Origin of the sequence: Thioclava sp. SK-1 (genome assembly GCF_001705665.1) — a bacterium.
Taxonomy (GTDB): Bacteria; Pseudomonadota; Alphaproteobacteria; order Rhodobacterales; family Rhodobacteraceae; genus Thioclava.
Genome location: NZ_MDHA01000032.1, coordinates 1 through 18,644 on the forward strand (window position 1 = coordinate 1; position 18,644 = coordinate 18,644).

Below are 18,644 nucleotides of genomic sequence, written 5' to 3' on the forward strand. Positions count from 1 at the left end.
GGCCAGCGTCGCTGTCCGTTGGTCCTTATCTCCACCCCGTAATCCCGGAGAAACTCCAACGTAGTCACCATCGCGAAACCCCTGCACCGATCTCCATCGGACATGGCATCGCAGGTCAGACAAGCGGGCAAAAGGTGAGGGCCAGCGAACGCTTACGCCTTTGATGCCAAAATTACGCATTAACCGCTCCACCGTGCATGGTGCGATCTCGTAATTGTCGCGCAGTAAGACATGCCAGATCTTCCGCGCGCCATAGAGCTTGCGGTTATCTTCCCAGGCGGCATTGATCTTGATGCACAGATCAGCGTCAGATTTCGCCCGGGATGAAGCTCGATCAGGATCACGCGCGATGGCGTGCCGTTCATAATAGGTGGACTGGGCGATTTGCAGCATTTTGCACATCGGCTCGACCCCGAACTCAGCGCGATGTTCTTCAATGAAAGCGTTCGGGGCGAACCTTGCGAAATTGGCGGTCGAGCTCCGCCTGGGCAAAATACGCTGATGCTTTCTTCAGGATTTCATTGGCCTGCCGAAGTTCGCGCACCTCGCGCTCCAACTCCTCGATCCGCACTTTCTCGTCATTGGGTTGGCCTGGCCGTTCGCCGCCATCACGCTGGGCCTGGCGGACCCAAGTGCGACGACTGTCTGGCGAACAGCCCAATTTGCTTGTGATCACTGAGAATAAAGCAGCATCGCTACGATATTCATCGCAATGTTCCATCGCCAACCGCACCGCACGTTCGCGGAACTCAGGTGAATACCGCTTCGAGGTCTTCTTGTTGTGTGACTGTTCCATAAAGGGCTCTCCTCCGAGAGTTTTGCCTTCCGGTAAACCCGGGGCGGTTCAATTGCCTGCGCGCCGCAAACGCTGAATGATAGGGTCAAGAAGGCCGAGGTCAACATCGGCAAGTGCGCTTGCATCCTGACAGACATGGCTGAGCGGCTGAAGGCGCTTGAGCGGGAGAACCGGGAGCTTCGGCAGGCCAACGAAATCTTGCGCAAGGCGAGCGCATATTTTGCGATGGCGGAGCTCGACCGCCGGTCGACGTGATGGCGGGTTTCATCGCAGCCCACACGGGGTCGAGCCGATCCGACCCTGCGGTCCGGCCGCATTCTTCTCGGGCCGACCAGACACTACAGCAAGCGCGCTGAACGCTTGCACAATTTGAGGGCCAGCACCCGGCACTCTTGCGCCAGACGGCGAAGCCCAATACCCAAATTCAACTTGCAGGCTCTCACTATGAATGAGGGACAAGCAGGGGGCGGTCACCAAGATCACGCCACACGATCGCTCTAAACTTACGACAGCGACCGTCCGAACATTGGCATTACCTGACTGGGAGACGTCAAAATTTAGAACTGCACCGGCATCATAAACCGTGGATTTTCCCTTGAAGTGGTGGAGGTCGTTTCCCAAAGATAGTCCGGAAAACGACTTACTGCCGGGTCTTTTGAGGCTAGTAATAAACTTTATGAAAAGTCACAAGCATGTATTTCCAATGCTATCGCATCAGTCGGTCGCTGTTTTTTAATGCAGAATTTAATATGTTGAAAGATTCCACTTCCCGGCTGGTTGTTTCTAGAATGCTCTTAGCAGACGAAATGGGGTTATTCTCCATGTCGATTTGTGGTTCGCTTGTTTGGTCGAAGAATACCTCAGAGAAGGTATTTCTAGGAAGATTATTCGTGTCCGTATTCTCTTTCCAAATACCTGCCTGAAACGCATGTTCTGCTTCTCTATCTTCATCGCTAGACAGTGAATATGACTCCATTGCAGATTTGTCCTCTCCAAGGTAGCCGAAGGCCATTCCACGTAATTTTTCCGCAGCCGGTCCAGGAAGGTCTTGCAAGAATGAAAGTGCCGAGGGGGCGTCTCCTTGTAGTATTGATGATTTCGCCATTAGAATATTATAATCATCATCTTTTTGTTTTGTGCTAGACAACAATATACGTGCGTCAGACACGAAGCCAAGATCCAGCAAGCGTTCAGCATTCGCCATAAGATCTTTATCAGGCATGAGGTTGAACTTTATGTCGTTCTTATTTTTAAAATAAAATGATAAAAAATCATTATTATCTATGATGTTTTTTATTTTTGTGTAAATGTCAACAGCAGTTTCATCCTTGATAGAGATGTTCGCTTTAGCTGGCCAATTCTTTAACATGCGCATTGCTTCAGGCAGTTCTTCATTTGCCGCATATCCCAAAGCTGCCGCGCGAAGTAGCTTGTCAGATTCAATGCTGGGTTTCAATTCGTTGGCTAACGCAACCGCGTTTTCAATGACCAACCCATCAACTGATTGGCCGTCGCGATAAGCCGTTTCGACAGTTAGCAATATCGCATCCGGCGTTAGTTCAGAATCATGAGAAACAATTGAGTTCAGAGTGTCGGACGTCGTGTTAGCTGAAAGTATTTCTTGGTTGATGGTTGCGTTGATCAATCTTGACTCGTTGCTCTGACTAAGCTCGCCTCGCGCAAGAGCATGTTGAATGGATGTTGCCGTGGCGCCCGCTTCAATGGATAGAAGCTTTTTCGTAAGGGGAACGCTAATCTGCTTCCTAACCGTCATAGGAAGGTCAGAAAATGCGCGCGCTATTGCCTTAACGTTTACAGCTTTCGGATCGTCTATTATATCTGAACCTAATAGTGCCCAAAGTGCGACGTCACTATCACACCCTGCCATTTGCACAATTTCTAACTTATCATCCGCGGCTGATTGCTCTAGTATTCCGGCTAGATAACGCACAACATCTGAGTTTCTATTGGTGAGCGAAAACGCATCAACGGTCGCTCGCGCCTCAACGCCGAAGCCAAATGCGAGATAAATCTGCGCAAGCTCTAAGGCGCTATTCGTGTTAGGTTTATCAAACTCGCCGACCAAAGACCGGCGCGCGTTTGAGATCATTTCGAACGCATCCCCTTCTTTTTCCCAGTCCCTCAGCGAAAATAACTGATCGGGTAGACAAGAGGCCCTACCCGATAAATTTTCTATTGCGCTCGCGAGTGAGGAGGAATCTCTGTCGATCACCGTTTCGGAGTGAACGGCTAAGTGGTCGTCTAGAACGGGTTCGGGCTCTGGTATGCTCAAATTTGTGGAAACCGTCGGCTTCGACCCCGTCGTGGGCATGTCAAACTTTACCAGCCCTTGAGACGCCGCGCGGCCCAATTGGCGCAGTAGCTCCTCCTCGGCGATTGAAACTCTGCTGTCAGGTTTCTTAAGCAAGTCACTCAACGGGTTTGCAACCGTCGAGGGCACTATGGCTTTACTTTCTTGAGTGGGCGCGGGACTGTCTGAATCCCAATAGACACTTATATCCGGCGTAGCCAGGGTTAACTGAGGCAGAGTTATTGATACGACAGGTGGTGGGGCGGTGCTCGGTGTGACTGTCGGTTGTACATCTTCAGAAATTTCGATGACCGGGGTGTGTTGTGGCAATGTTTCTAATACCGCCGGTGGATTTTGAGCATCGGGTCTCAGGTCAGCGACGGGCAACGCCTGATGATCAATCGGCGTGTTAGATGTTTTTGCATCTATCACCAGTGCCCCAGATCGTAGTTCGAATGTTGTGACATCAATATCATCTTCTAGGGCGATGTTTAATGCACCGCCGCTTCCGAATTGCTGAACGTCGCGATATCGACTGCGGCCAATACGTGGATATATTCTATCGGTTCTATATTCTGTGATGTTGTTTTCAGTCGTAATAGAATAACCGAAACTCGTTTTCTCTAGGTTCCATTGTTGATCATCCGCAAACATGATGACTAGTCTAGTAAAGTCCCCATGCTCACCAGATAAAATATTTACCTCTTGTGCGGCAGCTACGCTAGAAAACGCAGCGACGGCAATTATGGATAACCTGATCATGCGGCCTCCGATTTAACGGCTTTTAATGCTTCTTCAAGCTCGCCAAAGCTTGGACGGATGTGATGTGGTGTATTTTGTCGTCCAACTTCGATACAGATATTCGTAGCATGGTTATGTAGGTTCGCTACCAATACTTCTCTGATCAGCTTGTAGAAATGCGAATCTTCATCAACAACTGCCTGAATGCGCATGGCAAATGGACCGATAAATCCATACGCTAGAAAAACACCCAGGAACGTACCAACCAGTGCCCCGCCGATCATCTTCCCCAGAACCTCAGGCGGCTGGTCAATCGATGCCATTGTTTTAATAACACCTAAAACTGCAGCAACAATGCCAAGTGCGGGCATCGCATCAGCAACCGCTTGAACTGCATGGCTGGAGTGCGACGCATGTTTAAAGTTTGCGTCTAATTGCTTTTCTAGAATTTCTTCAACTTGATTAGGGTCATCATAGTTCATCGATGCCGATCGCATAGTATCACAGATCATTTCAACCGCTTCGTGGTCATGAACGATCTTAGGATACTTGCTGAATATAGACGAATTTTCAGGGTCTTCGATATGCTCTTCAATTGCGACGGGGTTTTGCCGCGCGAGCTTTATAATTTCGAACAGCAGACATAAAAGATCACGGTAATCTTCGGGCTTCCATTTTGGGCCCTTAAATACCTTGCCAACATCTTTTACAGTATGTTTGATCGATGCCATGTCATTGGACAAAGCAAACGCACCTACAGCTGCGCCGCAAATCATAATCATTTCGAACGGGAGCGCTTTTAGAATAATTCCCATTTTGCCACCGGCGGCGACATAGCCTCCGAAGACCATCGCAAAGATGATTACGATACCTACAATCCCGACCATCTGGTGTGCTCCGTTTCGTTTCTTCTAAATTTGCATAACATCGTTACGAAACCCCTGACGGGACTAATTTTTGGGTGCATTTGCGTTACGCCCTGCCATTAAAACGCTGATTGAATAGGCGGTATCGGGCATCAACCCGGCCATGATCAACGCTGCTGAATCTGGGCGCATTCGGGCCAGGAACCCTGCTGCAAATTCAGGATCCATTGTCTCAAACAACGGAACGGCCTGTTTCGGTTTCATATTTTCGTAAACCGTTACCAAACGTGCGACATCATCCTCTGCGCCACGATCTGCGATTTCGATCGTGCGCGATAATTCTTCTTCGGCCATTTTCATTTCTTGCAGGCGCTGATTGACCCGCTCTTCGAATACTTCAAGTGCCTTGGCGCGTTCTGCAACGACGCTCTCACGCTCGGTGATTCTGGATTCGCGTTTTTGTACTTCCTCCAGCAACGCGAAAACACCTTCCTCCGTCGTACATTCGTCTGCTGCGGTCGTCGTCGCCTCTGGCGCATCAGCCGCCAAGGCAAAGGCCGAGCCTACTTCACCACCAAGGCGCAAAATTCCCGACCCCGCTAACAGCGATGCGACGATAAGCAGGCTATTTCGTGCACCATATGATCTTCGTTTCTTATTCGCCTTGGCTTGCGGGGGCGCTCCTGTATCGGGGGAGGGCGCCTTGGCTTTTTTCGTCGGTTTTTTGGTCATTCAGCACTCTCCATCTCATGTGTCCGGGTGCGTCGGCGAACGACTCGTTGACGTTTACCGTCAGTTTCTACTTCGGCGGGCAGATCGTGCAGAGATGCCAGCATGATCTCTAACTTTTCGGCGCCTTTTTCGGCGCGTTCAGTAAGTGCTTTCAGCTGCTCCGCCGAGCCATTCGCGGTGGTTTGCGCTGCAGTCAAGGCCTTGGTCATATCGTCGACCTGGACTGACAAAGTCGCAATGGCTTCGCCCATGCCACCTTCAAGCTGATTAAATTTCTTCAGTCGGCGCGACAGCACATAACAGTAAATGGCTGCGCCAAAGGCGCCTGCTCCAAGCAGTATATCCGCGATGAGATCCATTCTAGCTCTCCTTTAATTCAGGACAAATTCGATAATAAGAAGGTCGTTAACGCGACCCTCGCCTGTGACGACTTGAATTCTTCTCAGCATCTGCGCGCGCATGGTGATCAGGGCTGTAGGGTCTTCCAACTGCTGTGATCCAACGGCGCGAAGGTATCCGTTTAAAACATCAAGAACGCGTGGACGAAGAAGTTCGACATCGGCCTGATACTGCGCGGGAACCTCCAGCTGTGCTGTGAAACGCAGATGCCTTGCGGAAGAATTTGGCAATGAAATTACCATCGGGTCTAACGGGACATATGCAATGTCGGGCACGCCCGGCATCGGCGGTTCTTCCGGCTCGGACGTTGCTTCCGTGTCGGCACCAAGAATCATACCTGAATACACAGCAAAGAAGCTTCCGCCGCCGCCAACCAACATCAGCACCAGGCCAATAATAAGCGGAAGTTTCGACTTTTTCTTCGGCTCATCGTCATTTGTCATTTCATCTGCGGTTACATCAGCCATCGCGCTACCCGTTTGCTTCGATGAAATGAGTCATAGCTGTCAGGCACTAACCGATTGTTAAGGGCGATAGGCGAAACATGGTCTCCGACGACAGGGCAGAAAGTCCGCTCAATGGAGGTTGCGTCTTGGAACAAGTAACGGCCGTCTGGCAGACCATGGATACCCGACGCCGGTTCATAGTACTGGCGGCGACGGTAGTAGTATTTGCCGCTGTATTAGTGCTTTCGAACATGGCATCGAAACCGAGCATGTCTTTGCTTTATGCGGGGCTAGAGAACCAGCAATCTGGTGACATTGTGACAGCGCTGGAACAGCGCGGCGTCACATATGATGTGCGGGGCGATTCGATCTACGTGGAGGCTACGCGCCGCGACGAACTGCGTATGACGCTTGCGGCAGAAGGTCTGCCCGCGATCGGCGGAGCGGGCTATGAATTGCTTGATTCGATGTCCGGGTTTGGCACGACATCACAAATGTTCGATGCGGCCTATTGGCGTGCAAAAGAAGGGGAATTGGCCCGAACGATTGTTGCCAACCCAAGCGTGCGCAGTGCGCGGGTTCACCTTGCGGTCAGCTCTGACAACGCATTTCGCCGCAGCGCAAAATCAACCGCGTCGGTTTTTGTGACCGGATCAGGGGGTGCAATCAATGCTCAGCAGGCCAAAGCGTTCAAATATCTCGTCGCTTCCGCCGTGGCTGGGATGCAGCCCGAGGACGTATCCATCATTGATGCCAATGCGGGGCTGATTGCGACAGCTGATGAAAACCCGGCATCGTCCTCGACAGACGATCGTGCGGCAGATTTGAAGCGCAACGTAGAACGTCTGCTAGAGGCGCGGGTCGGCCATGGCAATGCGGTCGTTGAGGTGTCCGTCGAGACATTGACCGAAAGCGAATCGATCACCGAGCGCCGCATCGATCCCGATAGCCGGATCGCAATTTCGATAGATACGCAGGAAAAAACGTCCAGTTCGGAAGATCAGGACCCGGCTAATGTTACCGTGGCATCCAATCTGCCGGCGGGTGACGCAGCCGGTGGGGGGCAATCCTCCAGCAATAATTCCGAAACACGCGAGCGCTCTAATTATGAAGTATCGGAGACCCGTCGTGAAGTGGTTCGCCAACCGGGGGCATTGAAACGATTGACAGTGGCCGTGCTGGTTAACGGCATCTCGACCACCGCTGCCGATGGCACAACAACATGGGCACCACGCCCGGCGGAAGAATTGGATGCATTGCGCAGTTTGGTGTCTTCGGCCGTTGGTTTGGATGAAAGCCGTGGCGACGTGATCACCTTGCAATCGATGGAGTTTGAACCCACGGCCGTCGCCGGAACCGAGGTCACCTCCGGTGGTTTTGGGACGCCGCTTGATATTATGCAGCTAATCCAAATTGGTGTGGCGGCCGTTGTGGCCTTGGTTCTTGGTCTTGGTGTTATGAAGCCGATCTTGACGCAGCGTGGAGCAGAGGCGGCTGGCTTGCCAGCACCTGAACCACGCCAGGCGGCCAGCAGCAACGCGCTGACCGGTGAAATCGCTGAGGACGATGGCATGGATGGCGATATGCCTTTGGTTGGCGGCTTCGGGGCCGATGATGACATGGGGTTTCCGATGGCGATGGGAAACGCGTTCGATGACTCCGCCGCAGCAGATGCCGATCCCGTTGATCGCCTGAAACGGATGATTGAGGAACGCCGTGGCGAAACCGTTGAAATCTTGCGGAGCTGGATGGACGAGAAAGAGGAACGCGCGTGATACAGCGATTGAAATTGGAATCGTTTGATTCACCGGCTCATACCCCGCAGCGCGTGAACCTTGGTGTTGCCGAATTGGAAGAGGTGAAGCTGACCGCCTTTGAAAAAGGGTATTCGGCAGGTTGGGAGGATGCTGTTGCGGCCCAAAATGCAGAAACGGCGCGGCTGCATGCCGATTTGGGCCAAAACCTGCAAGCGATGTCCTTCACCTTTCAAGAGGCGCGGCAACATGTGCTTGAGGCGATGAAACCGCTGTTGGTTGATATGTGCGCCAAAGTCATGCCCGAAATTGCGCGCGCCTCGCTTCCGCAGATGATCTTGGAAAAGATAACGCCAATTGCGGAGAAGCTTGGGGATACGCCGATCACGGTCGTTGTCAGCCCTGTAAGCCTGGCTCAGGTGCAAGAAACGCTGACAGGGCAGGTCGCGCTCCCACTGCGTTTTGAAGCCGAAGACACATTAAGCGAAGGGCAGGTGTATCTGCGCTTTGGCGAAACAGAAACTCATATCGATATGGACGGGATGATCGGGCTGATTGCCGAAGCAATCAACGGTTACTTCAACATTGCACCGCAGGAGGCCAACCATGGCTGATACCGACGACAAAGACATGCAGAACCCTTTCACGCAGGTTCCGATCGAAATCACTATTTCTGTCGGAAAAGCCCGGCCAATGGTGCGCGATCTGTTGCGGATGCAGCGCGATGCCGTGATGCCATTGGATAGCCGCGTCGATGATCCGGTCGAGCTGTACGTCGGAGATAAGCTAATCGCGCGGGGCGAATTGACCGAGATGCAGGGCGAACATGCCGGCCAGCTTGGTGTGCGCCTGACTGAAGTTGTCGATCTGCGGAACGGGCTTTGACCATGCGTCAGGCCTTTTTCGCCAGCCTTGCGGCATTAACGTTAATGACTTTGGCCGGGCCCGCTGCTGCGCAGGAAATTACGCTGGATCTAGGTGGGGAAGGGAGCCTGGCAAACCAATCCGTTTTGCTGATCTCGGCGGTGACACTGCTCAGCCTCGCGCCGGGCATTGCGATCATGATCACCTGCTTTCCTTTCATCGTCACGGTTTTGTCGATCCTTCGACAAGCCATCGGGTTGCAACAAGCACCACCAAATATGCTGATCATCAGCCTGGCGCTGTTCCTGACATGGTTTATCATGGAGCCGGTGTTCATGGAGGCCTATAGCGCCGGAATTGAACCGCTGGTGAACAATCAGATCGAATTGAAAGATGCCATTCTGGCAGCGCTAGAGCCTTTTAAAGTGTTCATGGCACAGCGCACGGATGCGGATACATTTGGGTCTTTGGCGGTGTTGCAAGATCCTACGGCCGCGTCGGGATTAACTCCACAAGCCCCGCTTTCGACACTCGTGCCGTCCTTCATGCTATCAGAGGTCACGCGGGCGTTTGAAATTGGCTTTTTGGTGTATTTGCCATTTTTGATCATCGATCTTGTCGTCTCGGCGGTGCTAATGTCGATGGGTATGATGATGGTTCCGCCAGCCGTGGTGGCGCTACCGTTCAAACTTGCCTTTTTCGTCGTGGCCGATGGCTGGGTTCTGATTTCGGGCGCCTTGGTTCGAAGCTACTTTTAGCGCAGCACGGCCGGGATCAGCCCACGAAGGGAATTCCCAACAAAAAACGCTTCGGCCTGAAGTAGATCATCGGGCCGAAGCTGCGCTTCTTGCGCGGCTCCTTGCGCCAATAATGTCTCGCGCAAGATCCCGGGTAAAAGGCCATTGGTCCGTGGCGGCGTTAACAGCTGTCCATCTTTTTGCACGAATATATTGGTGATCGTGCCCTCGCACAGCGCGCCGTGTTCGTTTTCAAAAATCCACTCATCAATCGTCGCAGGCAAGCTGGCGCGAGCGGTATCATATAGTGCGCGATTGGTTGTTTTTATTTGCAGCCAGGGATCGGCGCTGTTCAACCGCGTGGGCGACAACGCAACTGTCCAAGGGCCTGTGATGGGTGCGACCTCAGGGCAGATCATGTCGATATGTCCATTAAGGTCCACGGTGAAGCGCACGCGGCGCAGACCGTTGGGCGGGATACTGGCCAGCAGGTCATCGAGCAACGGCGCGTTCAGTTGAATGTCGAAGGCCGCACAGCTTCGGCGCAGCCGGGCCAAATGGCGGTCCAGATGAACCAGGCCGTCTGCGCCGCCGCGCATGGTTTCAATAATGCGGAATGCGCCATCGTTAGGCTGTGTCATTCGGTGACCGCCTCTAAAAACAGGGTTTTCCACACGGCCTCATCATATTCGTCGTCGACGGCACTGTCATGCACTATCCCGCCCCCAACATTCAATGTGACCTGCGGCCCCCGGCAGGTCAGCGTACGGATGGCGACGTTAAAGCTGCTGCGCCCGTCGGGGGCGATCCAACCAATCGTGCCGCAGTAAATTTCGCGCGGCATCGGTTCCAGGTCGCGGATGATCTGCATCGCGCGAATTTTGGGTGCCCCGGTGATCGAGCCGCACGGAAACAGCGCTTCAAATATGTCGCATAGGGTCGTGCCGGGACGCAGCCTGGCTTCGATCGTCGACACCATCTGATGCACCGTCGGATATGTTTCAATCCGGAACAGATCAGGCACTCGCACGGATCCGATGACACTCACGCGAGACAGATCGTTGCGCAGCAGATCCACGATCATCAGGTTCTCCGCGCGGTCCTTTTCCGAAGCCAGCAGGTCCGCGCGTTGCAAGGCATCTTGCGGCGCATCTTGGCCGCGTGGTCGTGTCCCTTTCATGGGCCGTGTTCGGATCATGCCCTTCGCATCAGTTTCAAAAAACAGCTCCGGCGACCGTGAGATGATGCACATATCATCCCACTGCACCGTGACGCCATGTTGCAAGGGTGCGGTCCGCGCCAGATGGTTGGCAAGCATCGCGGGCTGGCCACGCAATTGGCTGGTCAGCGGGAAGGTCAGGTTGATCTGATAGCACTCCCCAGCCGCGATATTGGCCTTAATCGCATCAAACGCCGGCGCATACTGCGCGCGTGACCAGACTGGCTGCAGCGGTTGCAGTGACGCCGCGGCGGGGTGCGCCATTTCATGGACAACGGGTTTGGCATAGACGCCGAATTGCACCAAGGGGGTATCCCCGGGTTTAGGTGCCACCTTGCGCAGACGGTCCACAAAGGCATAGCCTGCCTCATAGCTTAGAAACCCTGCCAGCCAATGCCCATCCTTTTGCGCGTCTTGCGCGGCGTGTAAAACCGGCACAACCTCATCCAATGTGTCGGCCCGTAGTAGCGCGATCGGCTGGGCAAAGCATGTTCCGGTTCCAAGCGGCCCGTGATCGAAATTCAGCTGCATGATAGATGCCCGGTCAAGTTGCCCCGGCCAAGATGCGAGGTGGCGCGAAAATTGCGACCTCCTGTGCGAAGGTCAAGCGCGAATGCGGCCTCTCGCAATTGGTTTGCGGCTGGGATACACAATAGACGACGTAAGATGCCCTGGTGGCAACCTTTGGAGAGTGAAATGAGCCGTCTGATCTATATCCTCAATGGACCCAATCTAAATCTTTTGGGGAAGCGCCAGCCAGAGATCTATGGCCATGAGACGCTGGCGGATGTTGAAGCGCTGTGTGCCAAAGTGGCCAAGGCTGAAGGCTTTGACGTAGCGTTGTTTCAATCCAATTACGAAGGCGGCATGGTCGACCAGATCCATGACGCGCGCGAAAAAGCCTGTGGCATTGTCATCAATGCTGGCGCGTATACACATACCTCGGCCGCGATTTTTGATGCGTTAAACACGTTTGAAGGCCCGGTGATGGAATGCCACATCTCGAATGTGCATAAGCGCGAAGCGTTCCGCCATCATTCCTTTATCTCACCGCGCGCGGAGGGTGTGTTGGCCGGGTTCGGCATCGAAGGGTATGGCTTTTGCGTCAAGCGGATCTGCACATTGCTGACCAAGGGTTAAGACGCAGCCGCGCTTGGGCCCTGACTTCATCTTCACTCCCATGCTGAAAGACCGCCCATGATCGAGATTATCCGACTGTTGCTACCGATTTATCTGGTGATCGGGATCGGCTTTTTGACGGTGCGTTTGGGCTATGTGAAGGGCGGTGATCTGCGGGCAACCGGCCGGCTGGTGCTAAGCCTGTTCTTGCCCGCCGTTGTGTTCCTTGCCATTGGATCCAGCCCGGGCGGTGAGGTGTTGCGTTTCGATTTCATCCTCGCCTATGCGCTGGGCTCCTTACTCAGTTATGGTTTGGCCTATGTCATGGCCAAGCTGGCGGGCAAAGAACATGGCGTCGCAGCATTTGAGGGAATGGGCGCGTCTGCCTCAAACTCTGCATTCCTTGGCTTGCCGATCATTACGATGGTGGTGGGACCAGAGGTTGCCTTGCAAAACTTTGCCGTGGCGATCTTGATCGAGAACCTTTTGATGATCCCGTTTTCGGTGATGGTGATCGAGGCTTCTGCGGGGGTGTCATGGTCGAAACTTAGCGGGCTGTTGCGCGGGGTAATCCGAAACCCGATCCTGATTGCCGCGGCGGCGGGGGTGGTGTGGTCATTTACCGGTTGGGATATTCCTGCCGTGCCGCGACGTGTATTGGAAATCATGGCCCCGGTTGCGGCGCCGATCGCGCTGTTGACCATCGGCGGCGCGGTGGCAGAGCTGCGGGCGAATGCCCAGCGTTGGGGTGTGGTACGGGTCACTTTGGGTAAGCTGATTGGCCATCCGCTGATGACATTTTTTGCCATGCTTGCGATTGGCACGCTGCCAGAGCCACTGATGTTGGCGGGGGTGGTAAATGCGGCTTTGCCGATGATGGCAACCTATATGTTGTTTGGGTCGAGGTTCGGGCGCGAAGATGTCGCGGCCACCTCTTTGATTGCGGCGACTGTGCTGTCCTTCGTGACCATATCGGGCCTTTTGCTGCTATCGGGCCATTTAGGGTGATACCTCTGCAAGGAACCTTGGCGGAAAATCCGGATTTTGCTTGTGAAGATGGGGGTTGGGTCTTTAGACAAGGTGGCCAGAGTTCTTGACGGATTTACCTATGATGACCATGACGCGAGCTGCCCGCATCAGCGCCATTCTTTTTTGTATTTTAGGGACCGCGGCCTGTTCGTTGCCCCGTGGCGCGGGCATGTCCCGCGAGGTTCTGGCATCTTCGGGTGACGAAAATGCTCCGTTTCAGGTGGTCCGGGTCAGCCATGATAATATCAACGCGCTGCGCGCCTGGCCTGATACCAGCGGGTCGGACGGGCATGGGTGGTTGCCCGCGGGTCAGGGCTCCAGCTCTGGCTTGATCCGCACGGGGGATCTGATCACCCTGCGGATTTGGGACAATAGCGAAACTCCTTTGCTAAGCGGTCCGGCGGCGCCCGACGCCAGCATCACAGGACTGCAGGTAACAAGCGGCGGCGCCGTCTTTGTGCCTTATGTCGGAGAGGTGCGCGTTGCTGGCCTGACAGCCGCCGCCGCGCGGGCACGGGTAGAGAAAGCTTTGACAGAGTTTGTGGCCTCGCCTCAGGTGCAGTTGTCCGTCACGCCGGGGCGGCAAAATGCAGTGAATGTCGTGTCTGGCGTGGGCAAGCCCGGGCAATATCCGTTATTGGATCGCAACAGCACGGTTCTGGCCGTTCTATCAGAGGCAGGTGGTGTTTCGCCATCGCTGAACAACCCGGTTTTGCGTCTGATCCGTGGGCGAAACACCTATGAAATCCGCACCGACCGTCTGTTCTCAGAGGCTTCTTTCGATGCTTTGGTGACCGGCGGCGACCGTATTATCGTGGAAGAAGATGCGCGCTTCTTCACCGCTTTGGGTGCCAGCGGACAGGAAACCAGCGTGACCTTTCCGCGTGATGATGTCAGCGTGATGGAAGCGATGACATTGATCGGCGGGCTGAATGACGCCCGAGCCGATCCGAAAGGGGTCTTGGTGCTGCGCGAGTATACGCCCGATCAGCTGAGCTTCGATGAGGCTGGGCCGCAAAAGACAGAGGCCGTGTTCGTCTTCGACCTGACCTCAGCCGATGGTTTGTTTGCAGCACGGAAATTCCCGATTTACCCCGGTGACACTGTGCTGTCGACGGAATCCCCTGTGGCCAGCGTGCGCACGATCTTTGGCCTGTTGGGCTCTTTGGTGGGTATCAGTAACAACCTGAATTGAGCGTAGCCCCCGGCGCGCGAAATGCGCCCGGGGGGCTATATTACAGATCTTTGGCGTTCAAAGCACGCGCGGGGGTCTGCCCGGCGATCAGTGATTGGATATCTTCGATCACCATCAAGCCGACGTTTTCCGCTGCTTCCTTCGTATCGGCCCCCGAATGCGGGGTAAAAATCGCGTTAGGATGGGCGAACGCCGGATGGCGGGTGTCTGGCGGTTCTGTAACGTAGGCGTCAATTGCCACGCCGCCCAGTTGGCCAGATATCAGCGCATCGGAAACGGCATCCAGATCGACCACTTCGCCACGCGCCAGATTGATCAATCGCGCACCAGGTTTCATCTGTGCCAGCGTGTGAGCATTGATCAGCGCGGCATTATCCGCCCCACCGAACACATGCAGTGACACATAATCGGCCTTGGCCAAAAGTTTTGGCAACGGCAGGTAGCGAATATCATGTTCGGCGACGAAGGCCGCATCTTCATATGTGTCGGTGGCAATGACAGACATGCCAATCCCGCGGGCCAATTTGGCCAAACGTTTGCCAATCGTTCCCAGCCCGACAATTCCCAGAACCTTGCCGCCGAGCTGCGTGCCTACACGGCGGTTCCAGTCGCCACGCGTCACGCATCCGTGCCCTTGGGGGATCATCCGTGCAAGTGAGAACAGCAACCCTACCGCCAGCTCAGCCACCGCGTCGGCATTTGCGCCGGGCGTGTTGGTGACCGGAAGTCCAGCCGCGCTACAGGCGGCAATGTCGATATTATCGACCCCCACGCCATGCTTCAAAACGCCCTTCAAAGAAGTGGCCGCCGCTAACGTCTGCGCTGTGACAGGGACCAGACCGACCACCAGATATTCGGCCCGCGCAATATGCTTTGATAGCCCCCCGTCGGGCAGCGCCGGATCATCGGCGCGCAGCAGTTCCCAACCTAGTTCTGCGATTTTTTCTGGGACACGCCCGTGTTTTCCGAACCCCGGCGATGTGGTGACAACAACTGTCATTCTTTCAGGCCCCGTGCGGTTAGGATCTGCGCGATCTGGGCATCTTGTGCGGCATCGGGCAAAAGCGCAGGCTGGCGCGACATCCCAACAGACGGGTCATTCATATATAGGGCGCGTTTGACCAATGCGGGCGGGAAGCCAAGCGCATATAGATCCTTGCGCAGCCCGGCGAATTGCTCTTGTGCGGTGGTGGCCGCAGCCATATCGCCGCTGTTAAACCCGTTGATAATATCAGCCAGGATCTGCGGCGCGACATTGCCAAGGCCCGATACAACGCCGGCACATCCCTCTTGCAGCCCCCATAACACCAGATGATCGGGCGCGCAGTAGACCTCAAAGTTTCCAACCTCTTGCGCGACCGCCAGATAGTCTTTCACCGTTTCGGTCGAGCCACCTGAATCCTTGATGCCAGCAATATTTCCGTGTTTCGCCAGAACCTTTGCCGTTTCGGGTTCAATGTGGTTTTGCGTGCGCGCCGGGATGTCATACAGATAGACCGGGGTTTGAACCGCATCGGCAATCGTGGTGAAATGCCGGATCAGCCCGTCTTGCGTGCAGGCGATGAAATAGGGCGTGATCACGGCGGTGCCATGCATCCCCAACCCATCCACAGCTTTCGCAAGTTGCAATGTTTCATAGGTCGCGGGACAGCCTATATTGGCGATCACCTTCACCTTGCCTGCGACCTCATCCATTACCTCTTCACACAGGCGAATTTTCTCATCATGTGTCAGGGCCGAAAAATCACCATTGGTGCCACATACCATCAGGTCATTGCCTGCAGCAACCTGACGGCGCACCTGCGCACGCGTGGCATGATAATTGACGGTTTCATCTTCGTTGAAACAAGTGACAAGGGCGACATGTGCGTTCCGGGTCATGATTTGTCCGTTCGTTCAAAGGGTGTATTATTCAGAGGGCAAGGTGACGTTGCGCGCAATCCGGGCGGCAATCAGCGGCCAGACCAGCGACAGAACCGCCAGCCCAAGGAAAAGCAAGGTGATCGGTCCCGACACAAAGGCCAGCACGTCATCCCCGGTTTGCAGCAATCCACGGCGCAGGTTGGATTCCATCATTGGGCCAAGGATCAGCGCGATACAAACCGCGGGCTGCGAAAAGCCGAATTTCTGCATGCCCCATCCCAGCACGCCAAAACCGACCATCGTATATAAATCAACCGCGTTCAGATTGATCGCGAACGCCCCGATAAAACAGAAAATGACGATAGAGACGGCAAGGATATGGCGTGGGATCAAAAGGATGCGCGAGAACAGCGGAATTAACAGCATGCCAAAGATAAACATGAAGATCGTGGCAAGAAACGTGCCGCCAAAGATCCCAACGATCACGTCAGGATTGGTTTGGAACAGCATCGGCCCCGGTGCCAGCCCTTGGATCATCAGCCCCCCCATCAAAACGGCGGTGACAACATCGCCGGGAATGCCAAGCGCCAAAAGCGGGATCAATGCGGCGGCGCAAACGGCATTATTCGCGCTTTCAGTTGCGGCGATCCCGGGCGCATAGCCTGTGCCGAATTTGTGCGGCTGCTTTGACGACCGGCGTGTCTCATTATAAGCGATCCAAGAGGCCGTGCCCGAACCAGTTCCTGGAATAATGCCGATGATCGTACCGATAAGTGAACCACGGATAAGCCCGCCTTTGCTCTCGGACATATCCTGGCGCGATGGCCAGCGCCCTGTCACGGGCATGGCCCGACCGGGGTCAAGCGCCAGACGTTCCATCTGGGTAAACACTTCTGACAAAGCGAAAAGTCCAATTAGTGCAGGAGTAAAGGCAAAGCCCGAGGCAAATCCTGACACCCCAAACGTATAGCGTAAGACGCCGGAAATCGGATCCGCGCCTACGCAGGCGATCAAGATGCCGACCATGCCTGACAGCACACCTTTCAAGATATCGCCGGATAAGGATGCGATAATGGTCAGGCCAAAAAACGCCAGCGCGAAATATTCTGGAGCACCGAATTTCAACGCTATTCCGGCAAGTTGCGGCGCAAGAGTGGCCAAAACCACAGCGGCAAACAGCCCCCCGATTGTGGATGCAATCGTGGCCATGCCAAGGGCTTTACCGGCCTCGCCGCGCGCGGCCATGGGATAGCCGTCCAGCACGGTGGCAGCAGAGGCCGGCGTTCCCGGCGTGCGCAACAAAATCGCAGAGACGCAGCCACCATAAATCCCGCCGATATAGATCCCGATCAGCATATTCAGGCCCATTACGGGCGTCATGCCAAATGTCAGTGGGATCAGCAGCGCAACGCCCATCGTGGCCGTTAAACCGGGCAGCGCGCCCACGATCAAACCGCCCAATGTGCCAAGCGCAATCGCGCCAATCACATTCAGCTGAAACAAAGGAAGCAGATAAGAGGCGAATTCCATTGGTGGCCGTATCTTTTTCAGGGCAGCTTGTCGTGGGCTGCGTAAGCACATTTGGCCCCGCCCGATTGGGTGGGGCCTAGGGGTCAGTTGTTCATGCCGGTCATGCCAAGATCTTCGATCGTGCCGGCGGCGGTTTCGCTGTCATGTGCCGCGCGTTGGGCAAATGTGTCGGCGTCTTCATAGGTCACCAACTCACCCATATCCGTCATCTTTTTTACAAATTCTGGATCTGTTGCCACTTGTTCAACGGCGCTGCGTAGGCTGGCCAATATCGCGGCGTCAATTCCTTTGGGTGCGATAAGCCCTTTCCACGACGACCAGGTGAAATCCACACCTTTTTCAACGGCCGTGGGCACATCTGGGAACAGATCAATACGGGCGTCTTCCATCACGAAAATTGGTGTCATTTGACCCGCCTGCGAAGCGGCTAGCGCCTCAGCGGGGGAGGCGACCATCGCATCAATATGCCCGCCCACACAGGCAGTGCGCGCATCCGCTGACCCGGGGTAGGGGATGCTTTCAACTTGAATATCGGCGGCCTTGGCGAAGGCTTCTGCCGAAATGTGGTTGGCACCACCCGCGCCGGAATTGCCCACCTGAACCGGCGTGGTTTGCGCATAGCTGATCATCGTGTCAAAATCAGAAAATGGCGCATCTGCACAGGCTACAAGCACCTGAAGTGAGCGTGCGAACAGGCCGATGAAATCGGCATCCGCCAATGTGTAATCAGTGCCACCCAAATGGGGCGCGAGGCCAAGCGGCCCTTGCGCCGCGGCCCCCAGAACATAGCCGTCAGGGCGCCCATGCAAGGCGGCGGACGTGCCGATTGTGCCGCCGCCGCCGGGTTGGTTGCGCACCACAACTGTCGCCCCATCCATATGTTTTTCAAGGCTTTCAGCAACCAAACGGATTGAAAGATCGGTGCTGCCTCCGGCGGAATATGGCACGATAATTTGGATAGGGCGTTCTGGATAATCGGCCAAGGCAGGGGTCGCAAAGGCAACCGCAGCAGCCGCAAGTGTGCTGATTTTTTTCATGAAAAC

General features: G+C 54.8%; 19 protein-coding genes, 2 pseudogenes and 2 other annotated features. Of the genes and pseudogenes, 8 read left to right on the forward strand and 13 right to left on the reverse strand.

The window, feature by feature from the left end; all coding sequences use genetic code 11:
- A partial coding sequence (locus BFP70_RS20670) for an IS3 family transposase (RefSeq protein WP_141693123.1) occupies window positions 1-393 on the reverse strand: 393 nt, incomplete at its 3' end.
- Window positions 376-500, reverse strand: a sequence feature (AL1L pseudoknot). It overlaps the preceding gene by 18 nt.
- A gap of 80 nt (window positions 501-580) precedes the next feature.
- A pseudogene (locus BFP70_RS21565) lies at window positions 581-796 on the reverse strand (transposase); the annotation flags it as partial.
- Between the two features lie 51 nt (window positions 797-847).
- Between BFP70_RS21565 and BFP70_RS21365 the strand changes: the two are divergent.
- A pseudogene (locus BFP70_RS21365) lies at window positions 848-1,074 on the forward strand (IS3 family transposase); the annotation flags it as partial.
- Window positions 1,009-1,115, forward strand: a sequence feature (AL1L pseudoknot). Its footprint overlaps the pseudogene before it by 66 nt.
- A 387-nt stretch (window positions 1,116-1,502) precedes the next feature.
- Here BFP70_RS21365 and BFP70_RS06145 read toward each other — a convergent pair.
- The 5 genes from BFP70_RS06145 to fliL all read right to left on the reverse strand — a co-directional run bounded on the left by BFP70_RS06145 (window position 1,503) and on the right by fliL (window position 6,312).
- Window positions 1,503-3,869, reverse strand: a complete 2,367-nt coding sequence (locus tag BFP70_RS06145) for a hypothetical protein (RefSeq protein WP_066010494.1) — start codon at window positions 3,867-3,869, stop codon at window positions 1,503-1,505.
- Window positions 3,866-4,735 carry a flagellar motor stator protein MotA gene (gene motA, locus BFP70_RS06150; RefSeq protein WP_066010495.1) on the reverse strand — a complete coding sequence of 290 codons (870 nt, stop codon included), beginning with the start codon at window positions 4,733-4,735 and terminating at the stop codon, window positions 3,866-3,868. Before motA ends, BFP70_RS06145 begins: the two co-directional genes overlap by 4 nt.
- Window positions 4,736-4,798: 63 nt before the next feature.
- Entirely contained in the window at window positions 4,799-5,446 is a 648-nt protein-coding gene (locus BFP70_RS06155; RefSeq protein WP_255356621.1) for a MotE family protein, read from the reverse strand.
- Window positions 5,443-5,805, reverse strand: coding sequence for a hypothetical protein (locus BFP70_RS06160; RefSeq protein ID WP_066010496.1), 363 nt, complete (start codon window positions 5,803-5,805; stop codon window positions 5,443-5,445). The genes BFP70_RS06155 and BFP70_RS06160 overlap by 4 nt, the downstream gene beginning before the upstream one ends.
- 12 nt (window positions 5,806-5,817) lie before the next feature.
- Window positions 5,818-6,312, reverse strand: a complete 495-nt coding sequence (gene fliL, locus BFP70_RS06165; protein ID WP_066010497.1) for a flagellar basal body-associated protein FliL — start codon at window positions 6,310-6,312, stop codon at window positions 5,818-5,820.
- Between the two features lie 77 nt (window positions 6,313-6,389).
- On the opposite strand from fliL, the gene fliF reads away from it, so the two are divergent.
- From fliF to fliP, 4 genes are read left to right on the forward strand one after another with little or no spacing between them, the layout of a single operon-like run.
- Window positions 6,390-8,066: a flagellar basal-body MS-ring/collar protein FliF gene (gene fliF, locus BFP70_RS06170; protein ID WP_066010498.1), complete on the forward strand. Its 1,677-nt coding sequence runs from the start codon at window positions 6,390-6,392 to the stop codon at window positions 8,064-8,066.
- Between the two features lie 8 nt (window positions 8,067-8,074).
- Window positions 8,075-8,659, forward strand: a complete 585-nt coding sequence (locus tag BFP70_RS06175) for a hypothetical protein (protein WP_066010922.1) — start codon at window positions 8,075-8,077, stop codon at window positions 8,657-8,659.
- Window positions 8,652-8,930, forward strand: coding sequence for a FliM/FliN family flagellar motor C-terminal domain-containing protein (locus BFP70_RS06180; RefSeq protein ID WP_066010499.1), 279 nt, complete (start codon window positions 8,652-8,654; stop codon window positions 8,928-8,930). The genes BFP70_RS06175 and BFP70_RS06180 overlap by 8 nt, the downstream gene beginning before the upstream one ends.
- Before the next feature lie 2 nt (window positions 8,931-8,932).
- Window positions 8,933-9,667, forward strand: a complete 735-nt coding sequence (gene fliP, locus BFP70_RS06185) for a flagellar type III secretion system pore protein FliP (protein ID WP_066010500.1) — start codon at window positions 8,933-8,935, stop codon at window positions 9,665-9,667.
- Here fliP and BFP70_RS06190 read toward each other — a convergent pair.
- Window positions 9,664-10,287 carry an aminotransferase class IV gene (locus BFP70_RS06190; RefSeq protein WP_066010501.1) on the reverse strand — a complete coding sequence of 208 codons (624 nt, stop codon included), beginning with the start codon at window positions 10,285-10,287 and terminating at the stop codon, window positions 9,664-9,666. The two genes, fliP and BFP70_RS06190, sit on opposite strands and share 4 nt — an antisense overlap.
- Entirely contained in the window at window positions 10,284-11,396 is a 1,113-nt protein-coding gene (locus tag BFP70_RS06195) for an aminodeoxychorismate synthase component I (RefSeq protein WP_066010502.1), read from the reverse strand. Before BFP70_RS06195 ends, BFP70_RS06190 begins: the two co-directional genes overlap by 4 nt.
- Before the next feature lie 165 nt (window positions 11,397-11,561).
- Here BFP70_RS06195 and aroQ point away from each other — a divergent pair, with 165 nt between their 5' ends.
- The 3 genes from aroQ (at window position 11,562) to BFP70_RS06210 (ending at window position 14,208) form a co-directional block, all read left to right on the forward strand.
- Complete coding sequence (aroQ, locus tag BFP70_RS06200; RefSeq protein ID WP_066010503.1) at window positions 11,562-12,005, forward strand: type II 3-dehydroquinate dehydratase; 444 nt, start codon at window positions 11,562-11,564, stop codon at window positions 12,003-12,005.
- Window positions 12,006-12,062: 57 nt separating this feature from the next.
- On the forward strand, window positions 12,063-12,992 hold the full coding sequence (locus tag BFP70_RS06205) for an AEC family transporter (protein WP_066010504.1): 930 nt from the start codon (window positions 12,063-12,065) through the stop codon (window positions 12,990-12,992).
- A gap of 190 nt (window positions 12,993-13,182) precedes the next feature.
- Window positions 13,183-14,208: a polysaccharide biosynthesis/export family protein gene (locus BFP70_RS06210; RefSeq protein ID WP_255356622.1), complete on the forward strand. Its 1,026-nt coding sequence runs from the start codon at window positions 13,183-13,185 to the stop codon at window positions 14,206-14,208.
- A 40-nt stretch (window positions 14,209-14,248) separates the two neighbouring features.
- Here BFP70_RS06210 and BFP70_RS06215 read toward each other — a convergent pair whose 3' ends face one another.
- From BFP70_RS06215 to BFP70_RS06230, 4 genes are all read right to left on the reverse strand, one after another.
- A complete protein-coding gene (locus BFP70_RS06215; protein ID WP_066010505.1) occupies window positions 14,249-15,208 on the reverse strand; it encodes a phosphoglycerate dehydrogenase in 960 nt (319 codons plus the stop codon).
- Window positions 15,205-16,089, reverse strand: coding sequence for a dihydrodipicolinate synthase family protein (locus BFP70_RS06220; protein ID WP_066010506.1), 885 nt, complete (start codon window positions 16,087-16,089; stop codon window positions 15,205-15,207). The genes BFP70_RS06215 and BFP70_RS06220 overlap by 4 nt, the downstream gene beginning before the upstream one ends.
- A 27-nt stretch (window positions 16,090-16,116) precedes the next feature.
- Window positions 16,117-17,601 (reverse strand): tripartite tricarboxylate transporter permease, encoded by a 1,485-nt coding sequence (locus BFP70_RS06225; RefSeq protein ID WP_066010507.1) that lies wholly within the window; start codon window positions 17,599-17,601, stop codon window positions 16,117-16,119.
- Window positions 17,602-17,684: 83 nt separating this feature from the next.
- Window positions 17,685-18,638 carry a tripartite tricarboxylate transporter substrate binding protein gene (locus tag BFP70_RS06230; protein ID WP_066010508.1) on the reverse strand — a complete coding sequence of 318 codons (954 nt, stop codon included), beginning with the start codon at window positions 18,636-18,638 and terminating at the stop codon, window positions 17,685-17,687.
- Window positions 18,639-18,644: the final 6 nt, after the last annotated feature.

What these genes read in the sequence shown, in the direction of transcription:
- BFP70_RS06145 (WP_066010494.1), bottom strand. Translation starts at nt 3,869, where the DNA reads ATGATCAGGTTATCCATAATTGCCGTCGCTGCGTTTTCTAGCGTAGCT.
- motA (WP_066010495.1), bottom strand. Translation starts at nt 4,735, where the DNA reads ATGGTCGGGATTGTAGGTATCGTAATCATCTTTGCGATGGTCTTCGGA.
- BFP70_RS06155 (WP_255356621.1), bottom strand. Translation starts at nt 5,446, where the DNA reads ATGACCAAAAAACCGACGAAAAAAGCCAAGGCGCCCTCCCCCGATACA.
- BFP70_RS06160 (WP_066010496.1), bottom strand. Translation starts at nt 5,805, where the DNA reads ATGGATCTCATCGCGGATATACTGCTTGGAGCAGGCGCCTTTGGCGCA.
- fliL (WP_066010497.1), bottom strand. Translation starts at nt 6,312, where the DNA reads ATGGCTGATGTAACCGCAGATGAAATGACAAATGACGATGAGCCGAAG.
- fliF (WP_066010498.1), top strand. Translation starts at nt 6,390, where the DNA reads ATGGTCTCCGACGACAGGGCAGAAAGTCCGCTCAATGGAGGTTGCGTC.
- BFP70_RS06180 (WP_066010499.1), top strand. Translation starts at nt 8,652, where the DNA reads ATGGCTGATACCGACGACAAAGACATGCAGAACCCTTTCACGCAGGTT.
- fliP (WP_066010500.1), top strand. Translation starts at nt 8,933, where the DNA reads ATGCGTCAGGCCTTTTTCGCCAGCCTTGCGGCATTAACGTTAATGACT.
- BFP70_RS06190 (WP_066010501.1), bottom strand. Translation starts at nt 10,287, where the DNA reads ATGACACAGCCTAACGATGGCGCATTCCGCATTATTGAAACCATGCGC.
- BFP70_RS06195 (WP_066010502.1), bottom strand. Translation starts at nt 11,396, where the DNA reads ATGCAGCTGAATTTCGATCACGGGCCGCTTGGAACCGGAACATGCTTT.
- aroQ (WP_066010503.1), top strand. Translation starts at nt 11,562, where the DNA reads ATGAGCCGTCTGATCTATATCCTCAATGGACCCAATCTAAATCTTTTG.
- BFP70_RS06205 (WP_066010504.1), top strand. Translation starts at nt 12,063, where the DNA reads ATGATCGAGATTATCCGACTGTTGCTACCGATTTATCTGGTGATCGGG.
- BFP70_RS06210 (WP_255356622.1), top strand. Translation starts at nt 13,183, where the DNA reads ATGTCCCGCGAGGTTCTGGCATCTTCGGGTGACGAAAATGCTCCGTTT.
- BFP70_RS06215 (WP_066010505.1), bottom strand. Translation starts at nt 15,208, where the DNA reads ATGACAGTTGTTGTCACCACATCGCCGGGGTTCGGAAAACACGGGCGT.
- BFP70_RS06220 (WP_066010506.1), bottom strand. Translation starts at nt 16,089, where the DNA reads ATGACCCGGAACGCACATGTCGCCCTTGTCACTTGTTTCAACGAAGAT.
- BFP70_RS06225 (WP_066010507.1), bottom strand. Translation starts at nt 17,601, where the DNA reads ATGGAATTCGCCTCTTATCTGCTTCCTTTGTTTCAGCTGAATGTGATT.
- BFP70_RS06230 (WP_066010508.1), bottom strand. Translation starts at nt 18,638, where the DNA reads ATGAAAAAAATCAGCACACTTGCGGCTGCTGCGGTTGCCTTTGCGACC.